The 24,657-nt window shown below is 23.9% G+C and carries 23 protein-coding genes, 4 tRNA genes and 1 other RNA gene; 2 read left to right on the forward strand and 26 right to left on the reverse strand.

Going from position 1 to position 24,657, the window contains the following annotated elements:
* The 10 genes from AACK81_RS07020 to smpB form a co-directional block, all read right to left on the reverse strand.
* Nucleotides 1–77, reverse strand: a tRNA-Arg gene (locus AACK81_RS07020).
* 107 nt (nt 78–184) lie between these two features.
* Nucleotides 185–260 (reverse strand) — tRNA-Cys (locus AACK81_RS07025).
* A 195-nt stretch (nt 261–455) separates the two neighbouring features.
* Nucleotides 456–872, reverse strand: a transfer-messenger RNA (tmRNA) gene (gene ssrA, locus AACK81_RS07030).
* 96 nt (nt 873–968) lie between these two features.
* Complete coding sequence (locus tag AACK81_RS07035; RefSeq protein ID WP_338961032.1) at nt 969–1,403, reverse strand: BspA family leucine-rich repeat surface protein; 435 nt, start codon at nt 1,401–1,403, stop codon at nt 969–971.
* Entirely contained in the window at nt 1,404–1,751 is a 348-nt protein-coding gene (locus AACK81_RS07040; protein WP_338961034.1) for a hypothetical protein, read from the reverse strand.
* 375 nt (nt 1,752–2,126) lie between these two features.
* Nucleotides 2,127–2,864 carry a WD40 repeat domain-containing protein gene (locus AACK81_RS07045; RefSeq protein WP_338961037.1) on the reverse strand — a complete coding sequence of 246 codons (738 nt, stop codon included), beginning with the start codon at nt 2,862–2,864 and terminating at the stop codon, nt 2,127–2,129.
* A complete protein-coding gene (locus AACK81_RS07050; RefSeq protein ID WP_338961039.1) occupies nt 2,864–3,367 on the reverse strand; it encodes a hypothetical protein in 504 nt (167 codons plus the stop codon). Before AACK81_RS07050 ends, AACK81_RS07045 begins: the two co-directional genes overlap by 1 nt.
* A gap of 148 nt (nt 3,368–3,515) precedes the next feature.
* Nucleotides 3,516–4,085, reverse strand: coding sequence for a hypothetical protein (locus AACK81_RS07055; RefSeq protein WP_338961042.1), 570 nt, complete (start codon nt 4,083–4,085; stop codon nt 3,516–3,518).
* An 11-nt stretch (nt 4,086–4,096) separates the two neighbouring features.
* A complete protein-coding gene (locus tag AACK81_RS07060; protein WP_338961044.1) occupies nt 4,097–4,765 on the reverse strand; it encodes a hypothetical protein in 669 nt (222 codons plus the stop codon).
* A gap of 26 nt (nt 4,766–4,791) precedes the next feature.
* Nucleotides 4,792–5,223, reverse strand: a complete 432-nt coding sequence (smpB, locus tag AACK81_RS07065; RefSeq protein WP_338961046.1) for an SsrA-binding protein — start codon at nt 5,221–5,223, stop codon at nt 4,792–4,794.
* Nucleotides 5,224–5,499: 276 nt separating this feature from the next.
* Between smpB and AACK81_RS07070 the strand changes: the two genes are divergently transcribed.
* A complete protein-coding gene (locus AACK81_RS07070; RefSeq protein ID WP_338961048.1) occupies nt 5,500–5,892 on the forward strand; it encodes a hypothetical protein in 393 nt (130 codons plus the stop codon).
* Here AACK81_RS07070 and AACK81_RS07075 read toward each other — a convergent pair whose 3' ends face one another.
* The 4 genes from AACK81_RS07075 to AACK81_RS07090 all read right to left on the reverse strand — a co-directional run bounded on the left by AACK81_RS07075 (nt 5,893) and on the right by AACK81_RS07090 (nt 11,302).
* Nucleotides 5,893–6,507, reverse strand: a complete 615-nt coding sequence (locus AACK81_RS07075) for a hypothetical protein (RefSeq protein WP_338961050.1) — start codon at nt 6,505–6,507, stop codon at nt 5,893–5,895.
* The gene (rnr, locus tag AACK81_RS07080) at nt 6,480–8,756 is read right to left on the reverse strand and encodes a ribonuclease R (RefSeq protein ID WP_338961053.1); all 2,277 of its coding nucleotides are present in this window, start codon (nt 8,754–8,756) and stop codon (nt 6,480–6,482) included. The genes AACK81_RS07075 and rnr overlap by 28 nt, the downstream gene beginning before the upstream one ends.
* A 106-nt stretch (nt 8,757–8,862) precedes the next feature.
* Entirely contained in the window at nt 8,863–9,126 is a 264-nt protein-coding gene (secG, locus tag AACK81_RS07085) for a preprotein translocase subunit SecG (RefSeq protein ID WP_338961056.1), read from the reverse strand.
* Nucleotides 9,127–9,490: 364 nt separating this feature from the next.
* Nucleotides 9,491–11,302, reverse strand: coding sequence for a hypothetical protein (locus tag AACK81_RS07090; RefSeq protein ID WP_338961058.1), 1,812 nt, complete (start codon nt 11,300–11,302; stop codon nt 9,491–9,493).
* Between the two features lie 635 nt (nt 11,303–11,937).
* On the opposite strand from AACK81_RS07090, the gene AACK81_RS07095 reads away from it, so the two are divergent.
* Nucleotides 11,938–12,819: a DegV family protein gene (locus tag AACK81_RS07095; protein WP_338961060.1), complete on the forward strand. Its 882-nt coding sequence runs from the start codon at nt 11,938–11,940 to the stop codon at nt 12,817–12,819.
* Between the two features lie 49 nt (nt 12,820–12,868).
* On the opposite strand, the gene AACK81_RS07100 is transcribed toward AACK81_RS07095, so the two are convergent.
* The 12 genes from AACK81_RS07100 to nrdE all read right to left on the reverse strand — a co-directional run bounded on the left by AACK81_RS07100 (nt 12,869) and on the right by nrdE (nt 24,644).
* Nucleotides 12,869–12,943: transfer RNA gene (locus tag AACK81_RS07100), tRNA-Trp, on the reverse strand.
* A 59-nt stretch (nt 12,944–13,002) separates the two neighbouring features.
* Nucleotides 13,003–13,464, reverse strand: coding sequence for a Fur family transcriptional regulator (locus AACK81_RS07105; protein ID WP_281748950.1), 462 nt, complete (start codon nt 13,462–13,464; stop codon nt 13,003–13,005).
* 25 nt (nt 13,465–13,489) lie between these two features.
* Complete coding sequence (locus tag AACK81_RS07110; RefSeq protein WP_338961063.1) at nt 13,490–13,744, reverse strand: acyl carrier protein; 255 nt, start codon at nt 13,742–13,744, stop codon at nt 13,490–13,492.
* Between the two features lie 60 nt (nt 13,745–13,804).
* Entirely contained in the window at nt 13,805–14,278 is a 474-nt protein-coding gene (locus tag AACK81_RS07115; RefSeq protein WP_338961065.1) for a hypothetical protein, read from the reverse strand.
* A 1-nt stretch (nt 14,279) separates the two neighbouring features.
* Nucleotides 14,280–15,671 carry a hypothetical protein gene (locus AACK81_RS07120; protein WP_338961067.1) on the reverse strand — a complete coding sequence of 464 codons (1,392 nt, stop codon included), beginning with the start codon at nt 15,669–15,671 and terminating at the stop codon, nt 14,280–14,282.
* 9 nt (nt 15,672–15,680) lie between these two features.
* A complete protein-coding gene (locus tag AACK81_RS07125) occupies nt 15,681–16,037 on the reverse strand; it encodes an MG284/MPN403 family protein (protein ID WP_338961069.1) in 357 nt (118 codons plus the stop codon).
* 75 nt (nt 16,038–16,112) lie between these two features.
* Nucleotides 16,113–17,564, reverse strand: coding sequence for a proline--tRNA ligase (gene proS / locus AACK81_RS07130; protein WP_338961071.1), 1,452 nt, complete (start codon nt 17,562–17,564; stop codon nt 16,113–16,115).
* A 6-nt stretch (nt 17,565–17,570) separates the two neighbouring features.
* Nucleotides 17,571–19,355, reverse strand: coding sequence for a hypothetical protein (locus AACK81_RS07135; protein ID WP_338961072.1), 1,785 nt, complete (start codon nt 19,353–19,355; stop codon nt 17,571–17,573).
* Nucleotides 19,356–19,369: 14 nt separating this feature from the next.
* A complete protein-coding gene (locus AACK81_RS07140; protein WP_338961074.1) occupies nt 19,370–20,071 on the reverse strand; it encodes an acetyltransferase in 702 nt (233 codons plus the stop codon).
* Nucleotides 20,072–20,121: 50 nt separating this feature from the next.
* A complete protein-coding gene (gene cls / locus AACK81_RS07145; RefSeq protein ID WP_338961075.1) occupies nt 20,122–21,645 on the reverse strand; it encodes a cardiolipin synthase in 1,524 nt (507 codons plus the stop codon).
* A gap of 100 nt (nt 21,646–21,745) precedes the next feature.
* A tRNA-Ser gene (locus AACK81_RS07150) sits at nt 21,746–21,836 on the reverse strand.
* A 201-nt stretch (nt 21,837–22,037) separates the two neighbouring features.
* Nucleotides 22,038–24,644, reverse strand: coding sequence for a class 1b ribonucleoside-diphosphate reductase subunit alpha (gene nrdE, locus AACK81_RS07155; RefSeq protein ID WP_281748958.1), 2,607 nt, complete (start codon nt 24,642–24,644; stop codon nt 22,038–22,040).
* Nucleotides 24,645–24,657: the final 13 nt, after the last annotated feature.

Below are 24,657 nucleotides of genomic sequence, written 5' to 3' on the forward strand. Positions count from 1 at the left end.
TGGTGCGCCTGGCAGGACTTGAACCCACAACCTTTTGATCCGTAGTCAAACGATCTATCCAATTGATCTACAGGCGCATTTAATTACTAAAATTTATAGTAACTCATTAAATCATTAAACCTAATCAATTATAACTTATTAAAAGTAATATTTACAAGTATATTTGCAAATATTATTAATATTTTGGAGGAGCCGATCGGATTCGAACCGACGATCAAAGTTTTGCAGACTTATGCCTTAAACCACTTGGCCACGGCTCCAAATATAATTAAAAAAATTTAAAGACTTTTCAATATTACCAAGACTAGTTACTATTTGCAACTTGTTTTACAATATTATTCATAAAATATTAAATATTTTTTTATTATTTATTTCACTAATTAAAATCTTATAAAGTTATTTATAATTAATTATTAAATTAAATAATAAAAAAGCACAATTGTGCATTTAATTTATGGTGGAGATGGCGGGGATCGAACCCGCGTCCAAAAGTTAACTGACTAACTGTATCTACAGTTTAGTATAATTTAGAAAAATCACTATTTAATAATAAATTATACGAAATTATGAATAGCTAGTTAATGGAAATTCGAAAAAATTTATTAACATCATTTTTTCTAGTTTATCCTTATGATACGTTACTAATATTGATAAACTAGCTATTAGCAACGGTAGTATTTACTTCTTAAGTAATTAAGCAGGTAAAACTGCTTGATTTCCTAAACCAAATCCAAAGTTGTTTAACTTTGTTGTGAATCAGTTAGGTACTACGATTTTAGTTTGTTTTCCGGTTATGAAACCTCGTAGTATTATGGTCTACCAAACCACTGCCACAATTAGTTGTTCACTCCTGTCGAAACCAGAACATCCCCGTTAATATTATACATTACTTTCTAATATAAAGCAATTTTTGGTTTTCTTAAAAATTACTAACAATTCTTTCAAATTTTCATCATAAATTATAAAATCTAAAAATTAAAATTTGGCAATTTATCAATGCTATTACTAATTCGAGAATTAATAGCAAAATTATCATGAATTATTACTTTTGAAACATTTCATTGTGATAAATTTTGATCAAACGTTATTGCACCAGCAAACATAGAATGCATAGTTATTACATTTGAAACATCTCAACCCGAAATATCTTGATTAAATTTTCTTGCACCAGCAAACAAACCATACATATCTGTCACTTTATTTACATTTCAACTTGAAATATTTTGATCAAAAGCATGTGCATTAAAAAACATACCTCTCATAATTTTTACTTTTTCTACTCTTCAAACTGAAATATTCTGATTAAATGAAGTTGCATATGCAAACATATCACTCATATCTGTAACATTTGAAACATCTCAACCCGAAATATCTTGATTAAATGATGAAGCACTTTGAAACATCTATTTTGTACTTGTTATTTCTGATGGTAACTGATCTGGTACTTTTTGAATTGTTTTTGGCATTTTAACAGCTTGAATTTCTCCAATTTTATTTTCATAAAATCCAATTTGAACAATTTCAGTAGTTTTTATATCTGATAAGTCTATTTTACTAGTTGTTTGCTCTTTTCCATTACTATTAACGTAAATTGTATCTTGTTGTTGTATTATTGTATATTTATAACGATTTGATTGTCTATTTGAATTTGGTGATTTAGGTAATAAAATTTTTGGATTAGATTGTAATTTTATTTTCTTTTCTTTTTCATTTTCTTCCTCGTTTTTTGCTTCTATATCAGAAGTATACAAAATACCAGCAGTGGCTCCACCAACTAAAGTAGTACCACCAACAATGCAGTAATAATTTTCTTTTTTTTACTTTTTTCAGACATAAAAAAACCTCTCTTAAATTCTTAATTTTTTTATAATGGCATGACCATATTTTATATAATTTTATGTAATAAAGTATTTAATATGCTTAAATTTTATTTCAATAGTGATTTGTTAAAACATTTTAAAAATATTAAAAAAAATAAAAATCCCACTTCATAATTACATTTTATTTATGGTCTAAAAAATAATCATGAAATAGGTTATTTTATTATTTATTATATTAAATTCAATATTAAATCATATATAAATAGTTTTCTATAAAACTAAGAAATATTTTTATATATTAATATTTTAATTAAAATTTCAGGCTTTATATAAAATTCCTTGAGAACCACCAGCATAAATTGAACCATCTGGACCAACAGTTAAGGCAAAAATATGATCATTAGTATTTTTTATTCCAGATAATTCAGAAAATGAATCTTGCTGTGCTAATTTTTTATATACTTTATTTGAATCAATACTAGCATATAAATCATTATTTTTATCTAAGAGTAAACGTTTAATCTCATGATTTGGATTCGTTTCTAAAATTGCATTATACGTTCTATTTTTAATTTTATATACATTGCCAATTCAAGAACCAGCATAAACAATATTATCATTATCAACTACTAAACTACTTATCTGATTAGCATCTGATCTTTGCTCAAAAATCCTAAATTGACCACTAATTCCATCGGTTTTATAAATCTTACCACCATAATTAACACCAGCATAAATTGAACCATCTGGACCAATTGCTAAACTTCTAATATAATCTCCATTTGTCCCAGAAATCAAACTAACATTACCAGTTTGACCAATACTATATACACCAATGTCATTACCAGCATAAACAATACCAGTTGTTTTATTAATTGTTAAGCATGAAATTCAACGTGGTGAATTTTCTGATAATATAATTTTTGAAAAATTATGGATACCATCACTTTTATAAACTGCACCATTATCACTACCAACATAAACATTATCTTCGGCATCAACCACTAAATTTCTAAGAATTGAACCTCTTTCTATTTCTAACATTAACTCCAATCCCGTTGGTGTAAGCTTATAAACTTTATCTTCTTGTGTCCTAAAATATTACCTTGTGAATCAACACCCAAATCATAAATATTTTCATATGCTAATTTTTGAGGAACAAAATTAATAATATTATATTGTAAAGTTACTTCACCTACATAGTTATTCTTACCAATGATCGTAACAGAACTTACACTATATTTTTTAATATCAAAATTTTCAATAGTTAGTAATGCAGCTTTTTTATTTACTTCTTTAATTCCTATTAATAAACTCATTTTAGATGGCATTAGATCTTTTCCACTATTAACTTTTCCCAAATTATATTCAGTAATGATACCAGCTAAGTCAATTGCACTATATTGTTTTTCTAAAATTGTTTTATTTTTAATATTATTATTTTCAAATTTAGTTTTTTGTGAAGTTGTTTTTAAAACATCCTCAGTTAAATTTCCTATGGTTGTTGATAATGTTAAAGCACCTACTGCTGCTAATAATGTTTTCATATTAAAAACCTCCTTTTTATTTTTATAATTAATTTATAGAAACATTAAATTAATTATAAAAATAAAAAATAATTATAAATTAAATTTTAAAAAGAAACTACAAGTATTTTAATAATTAACACTTTAAATATAATATCTAAAAATAAACTTATTTTGTAATTAAAACATGATGCTTTTCTGTCACTCAATAATTTGAAGAAAATAACGTAATAAATATTAAACTAATAACAGTTAATAACGCAATACTATTACCAATATAAAACATTATTTCGTTATTTAAAGTAATTAAATTATAATTAATAAAACTATCGAGTAAATCAACACTACAAGTTAAAATAGCTATACATGATGCATAAATTCCTGTGATAGGCATTAATTGTCGATAATTTCAATCTAAAACCAAACTATATACAACAAAACTACAAATACCAAAAGCAATATTGGATAAAATTTGTGAAATCAAAACTGCGTAAATATTATTAGTTACTAAACTAACCATAATACTTACTATATAAATCCCAAAACCAAAATATAAAGCAATATTAGCACTGAAAAAATAATATAATCATCATCCCAGTAAAAAAACACCAATTACTTGTGGCAAAGTAGTAAATAAAGTTTTATAAACATGCCATCTTTGATCAATATTACTTATTCTATAATTAAAAAATTGAGAATTCATTAAATAATAAATTAAATAAATAGTTAATCCAAACATAATTAAAATTATTATTTTTCATCGTGCATACCCATATTTTTTGGATCTTCTCGTAAAAGAAAAGACATGAAAAAAGTCAAAATGAAAAAACACAAAGCAGCAATAATGAAATAACTGATTTTTGAAATTGTAATAGTTGAAATATTAAACGTAAGCATATTAATTGGTATAATAATTAAACTTGCCAATAATCCCGGAACAATAAGTATAGTAAAAGTTAAAAAAGCATGTGATTTTACAAAATATTGTTCATTGAACATTAATTCATGAACTCCCAATGATGCAGTACTCATTCCTAACGAAATATTTAACAAAATCAAAGATCATAAATTTGGTACAATTAAAACTAAACAGCAAGTAACCAAAAGTCAACTATGCATTCATCAAATATACAACTTTCTTTTTTTAAATTTTGCAGTAAAAAAAGTAGCTGGTATAGCAAAAATAATTACAGTAAGCGAAATAATCACTGTAATACTAATTGCTTCAGTTACTAAATTAGTTAATGATAAAACTAAAAAATTATTAATAGCTTTTAAACTATTAATACCAAGATAAAGAAAAAAATAATAACTAATAAATAATCATTGCCACTTATTTATCTTTTGCTTAAAAAGAAAAAATAAATAAAAACTTGTAAATAAACAAAAGATTATTAAGAAAGGTAATCATATTATCATAGTTTTTTCCTTTCTTAATTAAATTATTATTTTTTGATTTGTCTTACTGCATCACGATTTTTAATGGTCTCTCTTTTATCATAATTTTTTTTACCACGAGCCAATGCTATTTCTAACTTTGCTCTACTTTTACTATTTAAATATATCATTGTTGGAACAACAGTTAAATTTTTTTGCTTTTGTTCTTGTTGAATTTTTTTAATTTCACGAGCATTTAAAAGTAATTTTCTTTTTCTTAATGGATCAAGTATATAACTAGTAGTAAATTTATAAGTATTAATGTTCATATTAATAATATAAGCTTCATTATTACTAAAAGTTACATAACTATCCTGTAAAGATACATTACCTAAACGAATTGATTTAATTTCAGAACCAGTCAAAACAATTCCCACTTCTAATTTTTCTAATAATTCATAATTAAAGTACGCTTTTTTATTTTTTGCAATTATTTTCATTGTTTCCACCATTATTTTCATAAACTTTATAATTAGATTATATAATAATAATTTCATAAATATCGAAATACTTACTTAAATTTGTTTTTTATTAAGAACATGCTATAATCTAATGAAGGTTAGATTAATCAATAGTTTTTCTAGCAATGATTAATGTAAAATTAAACATAAAATTAATATTTGTTGTATAGCGACCCAAGAAATAGATTTTATATTTGTTTTACGGGTTTTTGTTAATTTTATATATTAATAAACAACTGAAAGGAGTCTAAGGACATGGCAGGAGAGTTAAATACTAAAGTAACAACAGTAAAAAATAGTCAATTTTATCAAGGCGATTTGGGTTTTGATAAAAATAATAATGATAAAGTAATTATTTATAAAATTTTAACTGGTAAAAAACTTGAGGTTTGTAAAATTATTATTGATGAACAAAATCATATTTTAAAAATTTCTACTAAAACGGAAATTATTAATGAAGATGAATTTGAAATTTACACATTTGCTTTAGAAGCAGATACTGCTGATTTTATCTTAAAACTTATTGCTAAAAATCAAATTAATGTTGAAATTAATTATGCATTTATAAATAATATTGAAGATTCTTATAATATATCTGAATTAGACTCATTAGAAGAAAAAAAGAGAAAAATTAGGAAACTTTTTTAACTATTTATAAATTTCTTCTCAATTATAAACTGAACCATAACACAAAGCTTTAATTTTAAAATCATTGTTATTATTGATAATTTCTAAAATAGTTTGGGCAATAGAAATCCCTGAGGCAACTATATCATCAATAATAATAATGTTTTTTTTATTAAAAAAATTAATATATTTAGGTAATAAATGAATCTTATTAGTAATTTCCGTTTGTCTTTCGCTAACTTTTAATTTATTTTCTCAAAATTTACGGTAGTTATCAACTTGGAAAATATTATTAATAAATAATATTTTATAATTTAATTTTTTTTTAATAATTTTAACTAATTCAATTATTACTAATTCTAAACTACTAACTGAAGTAGGTTTTTTTGGCATCATAATAAAATAATCTAAATTTTCAAACAAATTAAATTTTTGACCAACTTCAAATAAATTAGTTGCTAATCTTATTACAATATTTTGTTCAATATTTACTTGCTTAATTAAGTTATAATCTTCATTAACTCATAATAAATCCGGATATTGTTTTAAACCTGGCGATTTAAAATAATTATAATAATAGCATTCAATGTTAAGATTGCTTTGTTGAATTAATCTTTTTTGCCCTTGTATTTTCATTTTTTTACTCCATTTTTCTTTTCACTTTTATTTTTTTTAACTTTACCATTTAGTTTTATCTTTTTTCTATATTTAAAATTATTTGCTTTATACATTTTTGATGATTGATTATTATTATTTTTATCACGGTTTTTATTTTGCTGACCATTTTCTTCTAAAATAAAATCAATAGTTCTAGCAACTTTATTTGCACTTTTTACAAGAACACTGACCTTTTGACCAAGAGCATACTGTTTTCGTTTTCTTTCACCAAACAAAATCATTGCTTTTTCATTAAAAATATAATAATCATCAGTCATATCTGCAATTCTAATTAAACCCTCAATTGTATTATCTAACTCAACAAATAATCCAAAACCAGTTACACTAGAAATTATACCTTCAAATTTATGACCAATAAATTGCATCATGTATTCTGCTTTTTTCATTTGATCTACAGCTCGTTCACACTCTAATGCTTTTAATTCCATATTACTAGATTGCTCAGCAGCTCAATTAGTAAAACTTTGATATTTCTCAATTATTTTAGCATTTATTTCTCTTTTAACTATATATTGACGCAATAAACGATGAACTATTAAATCGGGATAACGTCTAATTGGCGAAGTAAAATGTGTATAATAATCACTAGCAAGTCCAAAATGGCCAATACATTTATTAGTATACTGTGCTTTTTCCATACTTCTTAATAATAAAGTTGATAAAACTTGAAATGTTGGTAATTGTTTTAAAGAATTTAATAATAATTGTAAATCTTTTGAACTAATATTTGTGATTTTTGGATTTAATTTAATACCCATTAATTTCAGAATTGTAACCATTTGATGCATTTTTTTAGAACGAGGATGTTCATGAACACGATAAATAAAAGGTAATTTCATATCAAATACAGTTTTAGTAACTACTTCATTAGCTCTAATCATAAAACTTTCAATTAATTTTTCAGCGATATCACGAGTTCTTAAAATAATATCAGTTACTTCTCCATTATCGTTAATAATTGTTTTTGCTTCATTAATTTCAAAATCAATTACTCCAGCATCTTGTTTAAACTTTCATAAAATTTGGTGCAATTCTTTTGCTTTTAGTAACATTTCTCAAATTTGTGGATGTGTTTTAATAAAATTTGGATTTTTACCATTATATCCATCATTTACTTCGTCATAATTCATTCTTCTTGCTGATTTCATAAATGCCTGATAAATTTTATGTTTTACTGTTAAACCATTCTTATCAATTTCCATATCACAAACCATACATAAACGTTCTACTTGTTCATTTAAAGAACAAATACCATTTGATAACTGCGTTGGTAACATAGGAATAACACGATCTGCTAAGTAAACAGATGTACCACGAGTAAATGCCTCTTCATCTAAAGGACTATTTTCTGTTACATAATGACTAACATCAGCAATAGCTACAATTAAACGATAATTACCATTAACTAGTTTAGTAACACAAATAGCATCATCAAAATCTTTAGCATCTTTACCATCAATTGTAACTAATAACTCTTTAGTCAAATCAATACGACCAATTTTATCTAATTCTAAAACTGTTAATGGCACCTTATCTGTTGCTGTTAATGTTTCAACATCAAATTGTGCTTTAATACCAATTTCATAAATAACAACTAAAATATCAACACCAGGATCATTAATATTACCCAAGATTTTAGTAATAGTAACATTAAAAATATTTTGTTCAAAATTTTTAATTTTTGCAACAACAATATTATTTTCTAACGCTTTATCGGGGTTTAAAATATTAACTTCATACTGTTGTAACTTTGCATTTTGAATTAATAATGTTTTTACTTTCGTATCTGCATTAACAATAACAGTACCAACAAGAAGATTAGTATCACGTTTAATAATTTTTAATACTACAGCCTCATCATTCTGATTATTAATTTTTACTAACTTACATAATACTTCATCATTATTTAACGCATTATTTATGTTTTTTATATTAACGTAATATTCTTCTTCACTATTTAATAATTTAACAAATCCAAATCCTTTTTTAGTAATTTGAATTTTGCCAATAAATAAATTATTATTTTTTAGCATATAAAATTGTTGTTCTTTATTTTCCAAAATAATTTCACTATTTTTCAATTCTTCTAAATCAGCAATAAGTTCTTGCTGTTGATGATGATTAGTAATATTAAGTTTCACTGTTAAATCAACCGTTGATAAAGGTGTAATACTATTTTGTAACTCATTAATAATCTCTTGCTTCATTTCAATCAATCCCAACTTTATCCTAATTATATAATTAATTATAATCTATCTTTTAAAATTTATAAAAAGGCACACTAAAATGTGCCTTTTTATAAAATAATTATCATTAATTTATAACTCCAATAGTATTAATAATAATTCTTACTATTATTGCCATAGTAAATAACGATATACCTAATACTAAAGTGGCAATAGAAAATAACTTACTTCAACCACGTTCTTTAGTACTAGCAAATAATTCTTGATTACCCCCACTTAAAGCACCAAGTCCATTATGATTTTTTTTACCTTGTAATAAACCTAAAATTACTAATAATATAGCGATAATTAAGGCAATAATTTCAAAAGCAAAAATAATGTTTTGACTCATTTTGTCACTTCCACTTCTTTATAATATTATTAATTTTACACTTAATTTTACTAAAAATAAAAAAATTTCATAATTATTATTATGACTTATTCCAAAATTAAAATTTTAATTATGAAATAAGCCTAATATGTTATGTTTTATAATTCTTTTATAGGAAAAATTTATTAACTTTATTCTGGTTCAATTTCTAAGTAATTTCCAACAGCATTTGTTACAATCTTTCATCCATGTTGATTTGTCATCATATAAAAAATGTTTATTTCTAAAAAATTATTATACATAACTTTAACTAAATTTTTTAAATTACTATCACTTAAACTATTTGCTAAGGTTCCTATAAATTGCGGAAATTTAGTAATTTCACTTAAAATTTTTTTTCAAAAAGTTGATACTCATCTTTATTATCTTGATAAATTTCTGCTAATCTTATTCACATATCATTACTAATACCTAATTTAATTTTGCTTGATTCTATATATTGTGGAGTTTTATTGTCTAAAGGTACGTAATATTTTTCTATTTTATTATATTGATTATGGGAATTGATATCAGCATTATGAGCATGGGATCAATTATACGCTAAATATGCTATTCCACCAACTATAATTACTCCACCCACAACTCATCCAATAGGTCCTCCTTCAATCATAACAGATGCACCACCTTCAACAACCTCTTCGCCAATAGCAATGGCTCCTTCCTCACTAATTTCTAATAAAGGCACCGCTTCTTCTGTTTCAACTACTGTTGTAGTTTGTGGCGAACTTATTCATTTAACAACTTTATATGCAGGTGGAATACTCATAGTTGTGGTAGTGGCTAGACCTTTTAATAAATATTCATTTTTATTAGGTGTTATAAAAACGATTCCGTATTTATGCAATTCAACAATTTTTTCAAATTGTGCTCAACTAGCATCAGTAAAATGTTGTCCATAAATTTCTATTAGTTTTTTTCTTGCATTATTTTTACTTTCTGTAGATGTGGTGTGATAAATATCTAATAATTTTTGATCAATAATTTGTGTTTTTAAAATATCACACTTTGGTTTCTGATTTGTTCTAGAGTCTGTACTTTGATTACTGTGTTGATTTCTATTTCTAGAACTAGTTCCAATGTTAAAAGATTGTTCAGATGTTGATGGCAAAACAGCGCTTCCACCTGCTGAAGGTGAAGGGGTTGTTGTTGTAGTGGTGTGCGAATTACTTGGTCTATAATTTGATATATCTTCAAGGGTAGTAAAAGTAACACTAAAATCACAATCATAAATAATATTCAAATTTTGTGTAAATATTATACTGTTTGGACGAAACATATGTGATAATGGAATTATTAATGTAGTTGAAGTTAAAAATGGAGAGAAGTCTATACCAGCCGCAAAATCGAAATGAAAAACTAAATCAGGATTTAATTCTCATAATCTCTCCATAATAGTACTCGGATCATTACGTCTAATTTGTCCTAAATTAGTATTTCTAAGTAAAGTTGATAATCTTACGCTTTGTTCATTAATAGTAAAAGTTACATTTAAATCACTATCAAAAACAATATGAGGATTATTCTGTTGAAAATCATAAACATTTTCTGATAAAATTTGAAAATTATTTATGCCTATAGGATGTCTATTTGTAAAACTAGGATAACGTAAATGCAAATCGGGATTTAAAAAATTTAGTCTCTCTATTATTGTTAATGGTGCATTATCTAACAATTCTCCTAACTCAGTTCTAATAAGAATACTTGATAATGTTAATCTTTGAGGTGTAAAGTTAATAGTAAAATTTAAATTTTTTGGAATATTTCTTACGGGATTTTGATCGTAAATGTTAATACCAGCATGCACTGTTGCATTAATATTTGTAATGTTTTTAAATTCAATATTTTCTAAAAAATCTTCTCTAGATAAAATTGGATGATTAATTTCTCTTAATCTTTGAATAATATGTTGTTTATCATTCGATTCAATTTGACCAATATTAATTGTTGTCATTGTTTTTTGTAAACTTGGTGGAGTTTGCCTTTTAACTTTTTTTTTTGTAGAATTTACTCTTTCATCTTTTTCTTCTAATTCATTTTCTATTTCAATTTCTATTTTAGTTAAAGTACCACTTTCAGCAGGAATACCACTAGTTAATGCAGTTGATGCAATGATTGTTTTAATAATTTTCTTTTTCATAATATAACCCTCTCTTTAAATCTTTAAATTTTTCATAGTGTAATCATTTTATATGATTTATGAAATAAAACAGATTTGATATAAAAATATCGGGGTTTTAGAAATTTAAAATATATTCTTTGATAATTAGAAAAAACACAACATATTGATTTATATCATTAATATTTTCATCAACATTTCAATATTGATTTGAGTTTTTAAGTAGTCATTCATTTATTTGGATTTTTTTATTTTTATTACTTAATGAGTTTTATTTTTTAACTTTTTTAATAAATTTTTCTTGATTTTTAAAAAGTAATATGCTGATAGTTTTGGTTTAATATATTTTGTTAGATATTTAATTATTTTTTTCCGTCATTAATAATTTTTAATTTTGAAAAAATATTTAATTTATTAATAAAATCCTTTCATGTCAAAACTGGTGTTAATTATATAACCAATTGTTTTTAGAATACATTCAGTTTTTTTAAAATTAATGTTCTGGTAAAAAATCTAAGAAACAAGAATAAATCATTCCAAAAACAACATATTAACTATTTTATATATCTTTCAACGATGAAAGTCCATTTTTAAGTAAAAAATATATGTTATAATTTAATAAATAAGTAAAAAATATTATAGTTAGGGTGAGAAAATTGAAAAAAAAAATTGGTATTGTTGCTGATTCCTCTTCAGGATTTTCAATTAAAGATTTAAAAGAAATGAATATTGGATTTTGTCCATTATTAATCACTTTTAGTGATGATACAACTATTACTGATGACCCTAACATTCTAAAGGATGAAGAATTCTATAATAGAATAGTTCATGAAAAACAATCTGCCAAAACTTCGCAAACACCACTTGGTCAAATGAGTATAATTTGAGAAGATGCTTTAACTAAATTTGAAAAGATTATTTTTATTCCTTTATCAAAAGGGTTATCAGGTCAATATAACACTGCTACTATGTTATCAAAAGAATCTAATTTTAAAGATAAAGTTTTTGTTTTTGATAGTAATGGTGTTTCAGTTATTAACTGACTATTAGTTAAAAAAGCATATCAAATGTCACTTAACGAAAAAAATAATGTTAATGATATTATAGACGCACTAAAATTAATAAGAGATAACTATATAGCATTTATTTTACCTTATGATTTAAATTATTTAGTTCGTGGTGGTAGAATTTCAAAATCAGCAGCAGCCTTAGCTACTATGTTAAAAATAACTCCAATTTTATCTTTTGACGGAACCATTGATAAATTTGATAAAACAAGAACATGAGATAAAGCTATTAAAAATACTCTTAAAGAAATTAATAAAAATAAAAAAATAGAAAGTATTACTCTTTTTTACATTATTCATGCTTTTGCTGAGGCAAAAGAAATAGAAAAAGTTACAAAATTTGTTAAAGATTATGGCATTAAAAACGTCAAAACTATTAATTTAGCAAATGTAATTTGTGCTCATACAGGAATTGGAACCTTCAGTTTTGTTGCTTTTAATTTAGATAAAGATAAATTACCAAAATTATAATAATTAAAAATCACTTTTATGAGAAACATTTAAAAGTGATTTTTAATAATGGCAGGGGTGGCAGGACTCGAACCCACAACACTCGGATCTGAAGGCCGATGTTCTACCATTGAACTACACCCCTAAAATATTTAATTTAAATAATACATGTTCAATTTTACGCGAAAGAAGTTTTAAGTTCAATTAAAATTTCATTTTTTTTATTTTTAATTCACATTTATCACAAATTCCATGAATTTCTAACTTATAATGTGAAAAATAAAAATTATTTTTAATCGCTAATTTTTCAAGTTTTTCTTCTTGTAATGGTGAAATTTGTTGTTTATCTTCGAAAGAGGCATGAATAATTTTATTACAAAAATTACAAATAATATGAACGGTATTTTCTGATAGTTCATAAATTATTTGTTTTCCTTCAAAAACATTAGCATGAATAATATGTTCTGTCATTAATAAATCAATAGTATTATAAATACTCATAATATTAATATTATCATTACCTTCTTTTGTTAAAAAACTAATAATATCATTAATACTAACATGTTGCTTAAGCGTTAATACTTTAATAACTGCTTTACGAACATCAGTTAAACGATAGTCTTTATCTTTCAACTTTTGGATAATATTTTCAAAATTTTTATTCATACTAATCTCCTGATAAAATATAATATTACTTTTTTTTATTTTCTGCTGATTCTAATCTCTCAATTTCATTTATTAAATCTTGAACTGTTTTTGTTTGTAAATCTAGTAATTTATTATCATCAATTTTTACATGATGCTCTTCTTCTAATTTAAGAACAATCATTACTAATCCAAGAGAGTCAATTTTTATATCTTTAAATTTAGTTTTCGGTGTAATTTTTTCTTTAATCTCTGGATAATCCTCTTTAACAATTTTATGAATTTCACTTAAAATATTCATAAATTCACTCCTAATTTAAATCATTTTTATTAATAGTTATACTTAGTATAACATAGAGCATTAAATTTTATTTGTTATTTTAAAATATCATTCTAAATAATCTAGTTTTAAATTAGTATTATATTCAACTCATACAGCATTATTTAAAATATTAAAATGAAAAATAAAATTATTAATTTTTCATTGTGGAAATGTTTTAATAATTAACTTTAAAAATATGTATTGAAATAAATCTTGATTAAATTGTATTTTATATATAATCTGTGACTGATTTGCTAAGATAGTACTATTTTTATCTAAAATAATTGTAATACTTTCATTTAATTTTTTAATATCAATAGCTTCTACAACTATCTCTGGATTTAAATTTTCTTTTTTATCATCTACGGTCTCTAATTCTACATCATATTCTTTTACCATTTCATTTAAATTTTTATTAGTTGAAAAATTTTTGATAATAAAAAATAATATAATACTTAATGTAATAGTGATAGTAATAATTAAAATGCTAATTTGTAACTTACGTATAAACATTTTATACCTTTATTTGACTATGTATTAAATACTTATAATCAATAAAACTAAAGTTATCACTACTATAAAATTTTAATATTTCATTGTAAGTTAAACTAAAATTAGTAGCTGCCACTCAATTTTCACTATTATTTCTTATTAATTTTTTAATAAAAATAGAATGATATGGACCACCAATAATTGGTTCACTACTTTCTTCAATAAATTTTAAATTAATATCATATTTAAAAAAGGTTTGAAAATAAAATGGAATATTTATATTAAAGTGAAAATCTTCAAATCTTGGTAAGTCAAATTGATTTTTTCCTATTTCATCATTCAATACTATTTTATTTACAATGCTATTATAAATAGTGCTATAAAATTCTAAATAATATTCATCAATATTTTTTTTATTACGTAATAAAAAAGCTGGTATTTTATTATTTTGATAAAATTTTGATAGATTTTCATTAATATTTAATGATGTATTTTGTTGTAAATCAAAATTATTATTAAATATTAATATTTTACGTAATATTGTTTCTTTATCATTATATCAATCTTTTACTTTTGGAAAATGCGATACTAGATAACGTTTTATTTTTATTGGCACTATATTTGCAGTATTAATATTATTACCAGAAAACTTAAAAACCTCATCTAATCTTGATTTTCCACCAACTATCATGTTCTTCATAATCGTTTTAGAAAAAATATGATAAAATCCTTTATCAGAGAAATTTGTCGTTAAAATAATGGGATTTTTAATTTCTAAATTAAAATTTGTTGTAATAAACATTTTTGGTTTAATTTGTAATTGATACTGTGGATTACTATTAAAATAAAAACTAAGTGATCCATAATTATGTTTATTATTAATATGACGAATTTCCTTTAAATTACTAGGTTTTTTACAATTAAAACTATAATTTAAAATATTTACATTATCTTTTTTAATTGCTATTGCTGGTAAAATTATCTTATAAGTTTTCATAACCATATGCAAAAAAGAAATATCAGCATATGGACCAAGTTTATTATTTTCAAGTAATTCTAAATATGAAAAAGTAAGAAATACTCACTTAATTGATTTAGATATCACAAGTTGTCCACTTGCTTGCTTAATACTACTATAATTCAAATCATATTGAAACGTTACATCGTCAAGTAATCCTTCACTTGGTTCTTTGTTAATATCAAAATCATAACTATATGCTTCTACAATTTGAAGTTCAATATAATAATAACTGCTTTTTTGCAAAGTTTGGATCGGAAAGCCAACCACTGTAAATCTTGGAATTAAAAATAATTCTTTTTCATAAATGGGGCTGTTTTTTACATCACTTGTTAAATTCATCTTTTGTTCTAAAAAACTACGCGAATTCAATAAATCAATGCTATTAATATTCATTTTATATCCTTAAATTAAATATAAGTATAAAAAACGCTTAATAGCCGTTTTTTCTAATTTTTCATATTCTTTGATATGATAATATTTTTTTCATCAATTTTTATTTGATTTAACTAAGAACGTTCTAATAATATAACTATATTCATTTTTTGGTAATAATGCTAAAACTGTATCAACAATTTGCACATGTTTTTCATAATTTTTTAAATCCTTATTTATCACTATCTTATTAGCATAGTGAACACTATCCTCTTTCAAAACATAATTTTCTTTAAAATTATTATTTGCTAATGTTAATTTTGCTTGTTCATATTTAACAAAAATAGCAGCAATTAGTTGCTTATCAGCACTTATTTGTTCTTTCATTATTATCACCTCAATAATAATTTAAAAACAAATAATTATTTTTCCTCTATTTTATTTCTATTTAACTTACTAATTTTAATATGATCTTGCAAAATAAGTTCAGACACTATTAAGAGTTTGACACTTAAAACAATTACTTGGTTTTTTATACGGTTCTAAAGGAATACAACGTGATGTTGTACCAGTTAAACTTTTAATTTCTTCTTCACACTTTATTTGATCACAAAAAGGTACAATAAAGAAACCTTTATGAATTTTAACTAATTTATGATATTCATTAAAATCTGTTAATTCTTTTAAACTTGTATTTAATTTTTTTTGTGAACTATTAAATAAATCTTTATTTAATTTATTTAATTGATTAATAATAGTTGTTACTAATAATTTTTCATTATTAATTTCAACATCAATAGTATCTAAATTATGACGTAAAATTAATTTAATTACTTGGTTTTCAATTTCTTGCTCACCAATTGCAATAGTAATTGGAATACCTTTAATTTGACTTTCACTTTTCTTATAAGAAAAACTTTTATTATCTTCATTTATTAATACTCGGAAATGAGAACTTAAAATTTTAAATATTCTTTCAACAGTTATTTTAACTTTATCACTTTTAGGTGATAAATTTAAAAGCATAATCTGATGCGGTGCAATTGTAGATGGCAATACTAAACCTAGATCATCGCTATGTGCCATAATTAAAGCACCAATTAATCTTGTCGATACACCTCATGATGTTTGATATCCTAATTCTTGTTTATTGTCTTTATTGCTAAATTTAATATTAAATACCTTTGTGAACTCTTGGCCAAAATAATGACTAGTACCGGCTTGTAATGCTTGTCCATCTTGCATCATAGTTTCAATTGTATATGTCATTTTTGCCCCAGCAAAACGTTCGTGAATTGTTTTTGCACCAACAATAACTTTAATTGCTAATTGTTGTTCAACAAAATCAGCATACAACTTAATCATTTTTAATGTAAAGTTTTTTGCTTCTTCATCGTTATTATGCATTGTATGTCCTTCTTGTCATAAAAATTCACTAGTTCTTAAGAATGGTTTTGTATTTTTTTCTCATCTAACAACATTGCATCATTGATTATATAATAATGGTAATTGTTTATATGAACTAATTATTTTTGAAAAATGACGACAAAATAAAACTTCTGAAGTAGGACGAATAATTAGTTCCTCTGATAATTGATTATTTCCAACTTTAGTTACAGTTGCACATTCTGGTGCAAAACCCTCAATATGATCTTTTTCAACTTGAAATGCTTTTTGACTAATTAAAAGTGGTAACATTACATTTTCAATATTTAAAATTTTAAATTTTTGATTTAATAAATGTTGAATATTTTCTCAAATTGCATATCCGCGAGGACGAAAAATAATGGTACCGGCTGCCGAACCATTTTCTGCACCATAATCACAAAGTTCTGCTTGCTTAATAACATCAGTATATCATTTGGCAAAATCAATCTCTCTTGCTGTAATATTTTTATTCTTTGCATTATTCATAATAATCTATTCACCTTTCGTTGATTGACTTTTATGTCATTTCCAATAATTTGGATAATTTAAAGCATCTAGCACTTTATTTGCTTGTTCTGATTCTAATACTTTTCCTAGTAAATAGTCAACCTTTAATCCTTTTAAAACAATAATTTCAGGAACATTAATAATACCACGAGCTAAAATATTTTTAATACCTAAAATTCTTAAATAATGCAAACAAATAATAACATCAATATATTTACTAAAACTAAAAGTAACTTGTTCTAATAAATTAGAAGTTAAAACTACATAATCAGGCTTAAAATGATTAATTAATTTAAAATTATCAATATGACGTAAATCATGAGTAAAAGAAATTTTTATTTTATTACTACGAATAGTTTTAATAATTGAATCATACTTATTCCAACTATTAATTTCACCAATATCTTGAAAATCAAAAATTAAATCACAATTTTCAAAAAGATTTTTTCTCTTATTAACAAGAGCAATCAACTTTGTTAAAATAGTTTTATCTTGTAACTCAATTAAACTAACAGGAAGAATAAGGTTTTTTTCTTGTTTTAATTTCGCAAATTTTTCAAATGTTTGAATAAATAAAGGTTCATTTACTTTTCATCACAATCCTGAATCTTGAATATTACGCATCAAAACAATAAACGAAACATAATAAGAGTTTTTAACAAAATTTCATCAAGCATAGTAACAATTTGGCTCATTTGAATTATCACTTTTATACACTGGTCTAATACTAACACTTAATAATTTTTCCATTTGCTCTGATTGTAGAAGCGAATAATGATTATAATCAGGATAATTTAAAATATCATTTGTCTTCAATTTAATTTCAATTAAGTCTCTACTTTGTACTACTTCTAATTGATTCTTATCAATAATTTTATTATATAATATATAGACATTTGAAGCATCAGTTTTTACTGAAGCATAAACACATAATATTTGACTTTGAATCTGCAAATAACTACTTTTTTCTACTAAATTACGTTTAATATAACTATTTATTTTTTTTTGGAATCGATATAAATTTATTTTCTTATTTCTAGAATAAATTAAAAACTGACCATCATAATATTTACAAATAATAGTATTATCTAATCCTAAAGTTATTTTACTATAATATGAAATTAATAACTCCATTCGTTCAATATTATTAACAGTTAAAATATTTTCTAATGCTAAATAATTTTTTATTTTTATTAAAATCATATATTCAAATTGACTATTTATTTTTTTATTATATTTTTTTTGACTAAAATTATCTAAAATAGTTTGCACAAAAACTGACTTTACCACTGTTAACTCATTTTGTTGTAAAATAATTGCTTGTGAAATAGCAAAACGATTATAACGAATATTACTTTGCATTTGACCATACAAAACTTTATTATTATTATCAAAATAATCAATTGATAAATCATAAACAATAACTTTACTTCCTAATTGAAAGGAAACCGAAAAATGACACGACTCAAATGGAACTTTATTCACTAATAAATCTTGAATAAAAATTTCAATTTTTACTTTAGTTTTACGATTCATCATTGATTTAAATACAAACAATGAAATTCTTTTTTTACGATTTAAAACTTCTAAGCGTTCAGAAAAAGTAATAATTTCATTTTTTAAATCAATTTTCAATGGAACTAAACTTAACAAATCACCATGGATAACATTATAATATTGATTATTACGATGATTTAAACGCATAAATAAAATAATTATTATTGTCATAAAAGGAATTAAAGCAATAATTACAATTGCAGATCAACGCATAATTTTACCTCCATTTAATCAAAGCCTAAAGTAATATTACCATTATTTCCTTGGAAAAGTTTTAACTTTAGTCTTTGATTATCAATATATAATTTAGCTAAACGAAACATTTTGCGATCTTTAACCAAAATTCAATCAATAGCTTCAACAGGAATTGTTTCATATATTTGAACACGATTAGTATCAACATTTAAACCTCAATCTTTAACAGTGTTTTGAAATAATTTATGAATATCAACAGAAATAATAGCTATTTTATTAACATCAACATTTTGCTCTGCACATCACTTTCAAAAAAAATGACGTGTTGAATTACCTAACTCTAATTCTAAATAAGTAGCATGTTCTAAATAAGTTCAAACAATATATTCTTGCTTTGGCAATAATTTAATTTGTGAAGAAGGTTTAATTCCTTGTTCTAATATTAATGTAATGTTACTAACATCAGTATAAAAAAATAAATTAAAAATATTTTTATTTTCTAAATGTTTAATAATTTGAATAGTTGATCTTCTTCTAAAATTTAAAAAAATATTATTGCGCTTTTTATTATTCGTTAAAGTAGAAGATTTATTAGTTTTTTTTTGTTTTTTAAACCTATTAAAAAAAGGAGTTTTTTTTTCATTGTCTTCTGATAATTTAGAAATATCCAAATTAGGTTGATTTTCATCACTAAAATATTCTTTAATTTTTTTAATTCGTCGACTTCAACCCATAAATTATGACCACCTTATTATTAATATTTACCTAATTATACTAAATTTTTTTAAAATAATGGTGCTAAAATTCTAAGCAATAATAAAAATACACCCCGATAGGCAAAACTACGATGTAGTAGTGGATTACTAATAATTAAACTAGAATGAATAAAATCTTTTTCAAATGAAGCAGATAAATCACTATTTGTTTTACTATCATAAACAATTACTAAAGTTTGATGGTCTGAATAAAGACTACGATAATCAAGATTAGTTGAACCAATAATAGTAATATCATCATCAAAAATACCAGACTTAGAATGGTTAAAAACATTATTATATTCATAAATTTTAACACCTGACTCAATCAATGAATCATAATAAGTTCTTGACATATCTAATGATAAAAATTTATCAGTAATTCCGGGTAATGATAATCTAACATCAACACCAGAATAAGCACTATTACGCAATGCAGTAATTAAATCGCTAGTTGGAATTAAATAAGGAGTACTAATTCAAACTCGCTTTTTAGCATTACTAATAAATTTAATAAATAAATCTTTTTGAATTGTTTCTTTAGTAATCGGTCCATCATCAATTACTTGGACAATAATATTATTTTTAATTTTTATTTCAGATTTTTCAGCACTAATATCAAGAATATTACCAGTAATAAAATGCCAATCTTGTCTAAATATTAAATCAATTGATTTAACAGCTTCACCGACAATTCTAATTTGGGTATCTCTTCAAAAGCCATACTTTGCAGAAAGATAAATATAGTTATCTGCTAAGTTAACTCCACCAGCATAGCCAATATTCCCATCAATAATGATATCTTTACGATGATTACGAAAATTATAATTTCCTGTCATAAATGGTAATCTAACTGGTGAAAATTTATGAATAATAATTCCCATTTTTTTCATTTTTCATATTTTATATTTAGATAAACTAAAATATGAACCAACAGCATCATAAATCATATAAACTTTAACTCCTGCTTCAATCCTTGCTTTTAAAACATTAATAATTACTTCTAATAGTTCCCCTTCACCAAGAATAAAATAATTAATAAAAATATAACTTTTTGCTTGTTTTAAATCTTCAATTAATTTAACAAATTTATTAGGACCATTATTTAAAATTTGAACATCAGTATTATTATAAAATGGTCGATGAGAAATTCTTGTTGTATAGTTAAATAAAGATAAAGTATCATCACTCAAAGTTATTTTTTTTGATTCTAAAATTGAATTAGCAAAAGTTCAATCTTCTTGGGTATAAAAATAACTATTTGTTTTTAAATAAGCTTTTTGTTTTCGTCGATAACGATAAGGACGACCAAAAGTTCAATATAAAAAAATACCGATGATTGGCAAACATAAGGTAACCATAATTCATGATAGTTTTGCATCTTGCATACGATTGGTAATAAAAATAATAATACCAGTTAAAATAGTTAAAGTAATAATTATCATCAAAATAATTCATGAATATTTAATATAATTAAATATAACGAAAACTATTGTTGCAATCAAAGCAATATATAAGATTAATGATAAAAGTAAGTTTACTCGTTTACGCATGATTTCTCCTTAATATAAAGAGTTCTTTATTAAATTATATCTAATTATTAATAAATTTATTATTTAAAAGTAAAAAAAGCAATTAATGCTTTTTAAATAATGGCGGAATGGGAGAGATTCGAACTCTCGCGACAGTTTCCCGTCCTAACTGATTAGCAATCAGTCCTCTTCAGCCTCTTGAGTACCACTCCAAAGTTATAATAATTATTTTTTTTACAATTATTATTATAACTTTAATTTTAAAATTTACTATGTATTTTTTAATTTTTTTTTAAAAATCCTATATTCCAAAATAAAATTTCACTATTTTTTAAATTAAATAAATAATATATTACTAAATTTGTTACAAATTTATTTATTACTTGAAACCACTATTCAATAATTTAATTAATTTATACAACACAAACATTGCATTGATAATTTTCACTATCCTCTAAAACCTCTTGACGAATACGAACATAATAAATTGATGAACAACCTTTTTTAAAGGCTCTAATATAAGCTTTATTTAAATCACGAGTTGTCGCTTTATCAGTAATAAATAAAGTTAAAGAAATTGCTTGATCAACGTGTTGTTGTGCTGCTGCTACAATATCAATAATTGGATTAGGGCCTAATTCATATCCACCTGCAGTGTAATATGCTAAATTATTATCATCAATCTTATAAGCAGGAACATAAACACGACCTAATTTCCCTTCTTTTCGTACCTCAACAGGAGCAACTACCGGTTGTAGACTTGGTGTACATGAAGATAAATAACTAATTGAACCAGTGGGTGCTACTGCCATTAAATGTGAATTAGCCAATCCTGTTTCTTTAATTTTTATTACTAATTCTTTTCATTGCTTCTGAGTTGGAATCATAATGTTATATTTTGCAAATAATTCTTGTATTTTTTTTGTTTCAGGAGTTCATTTATCTGACTGACATTTTATATATTTATCAAAATATGAACCATCAGCAAATTTTGAATTTTTAAATCCACTAAAACTTCCAAATTTTAATGCTAATTTATTTGAAGCACTAAAAGCATGATAAGCCATAACATAAAAGAAAATATTAGTAAAATCAATTGCTTCTTTTGAATCATAAAAAATATGATTTGTTGCTAAAAATCCATGTAAATTCATAGCGCCTAAACCCAAAGCATGATTTTTTTTATTTCCATATGCAACTGATGGAGCACTAGAAAAATCACTACTTCTTGATACATGGTCTAATGAATGAATTGCTTGAAAAATAACCTCACCAAATTCACTTCCACTTTCCATTACTTTTGCAATATTAATACTTCCTAAATTACAACTAATATCTTCACCAATTTCTTTAAAACTTAAATCACTATTAAATTCACTAGCTGTACTTACTTGAATAATTTCACTGCACAAATTACTCATAACAATTCTACCAGGATGAGCATTATTTTTATTTACTGTATCATCAAATAATAAATAAGGATATCCACTTTCAAAATGTAATTCAGCAATCATTTGAAATAATTTGCGAGCACTAATAAAATTTTTACTAATATCAGGGTTTTTTAACATATTATAATACTCTTTAGTAATAGAAATATCTGTCATTGCTTTACCATAAACTTTTGCAATATCATAAGGACTAAAAAGTGCCATCTGTTCATTATTTTTTGCTAATTCAAAAGTAATATCAGGAATAACTACTCCTAAAGACATTGATTTAATACGAATTTTTTCATCTGCATTTTCACGCTTTGAATCTAAAAATAACATAATATCTGGATGATGAACATTTAAATAAACTGCCCCAGCACCTTGTCTTTGACCTAGTTGATTAGCATATGAAAATGAATCTTCAAGAATTTTCATAACCGGGATAACCCCTGTTGCTTGATTTTTAATATTTTTAATTGGCGCTCCAAATTCTCTTAAATTTGTTAAACACAAAGCAACTCCACCACCACGTTTTGATAACTGTAATGAAGTAGTAATAGCTCGAGCAATTGATTCCATGTTATCTTCAATTCGTAAAAGATAACATGAAGTGTATTCACCTCTTTGTTTTTTCCCTGCATTTAAAAATGTGGGAGTAGCTGGTTGAAATCTACCAGACATAATTTGTCTTAAAATTTTACTAGCATGTTCAATATTACCATCTGCAAAAAATAAACTATTCATAACAACTCTATCTTCATAATTTTCTAAATATTGTTTACCATTAAAACTTTTTAAAGCATAAGAATTATAAAATTTTAAAATACCCATAAAACTTGTAAACTGATAATTAAAACTGTATGCTTCATTTGTTAATCGTTCAATTTCCGTAATTGAATATTTATTAATTATTGTTTCATCATAATATTGATTTTTTACTAAATATTCTATTCTTTCTTTAACGGTTTTAAAAAGCAATAAATTTGGTTTAATATGATTTTTCATATAAGATTGTGCTGCTTGCAAATCAAATTGTGCATTATTAGTAGTTTTTGCTCTAGCATTTAAAGTAACATATTCATCACTTTCTAAAGTTCCAGATAAAGTATTTATTTCATTAGTATTTTTTTTATCTTTATCTCAAAAATCTACTAATATATTTTTTATTGTTGATACATCATTTTGAGTTCCTAATAATTCAAATTGAAATAATAGTGGGACATTTAATTTTTTTGAAAGAATTGGCCCAGCAATTGCAAAAGTATCACCAAAATTAGTATTCCCCGACGCAATAACACCACGACAAAAATTACGATTTTGCTTATTATTTAAAAATTTAATTACCTGTTTAGGAACTGCCCCTTCTTTAATATCACCACCCCCACTATATGTTGGTGTTATTAACACATAATCTTTATCAACTAAAATTTCCTCTTGTAAATCGTGAGGAATTCTTGAATTTAAAACCTCTAATTTTTGAATAAAACGATGAGTATTATTTGACAAAGAAGAAAAATAAACAACATGAATTTTTCCTTCTGGCTTTAATATTTTTTGGTTTGAAACTTTTACAACATCATTATGCATTTTTTTACTCCTT

Source organism: Spiroplasma endosymbiont of Lasioglossum villosulum, assembly GCF_964020195.1.
Classification (GTDB): Bacteria; Bacillota_I; Bacilli_A; order Mycoplasmatales; family VBWQ01; genus Spiroplasma_E; species Spiroplasma_E ixodetis_A.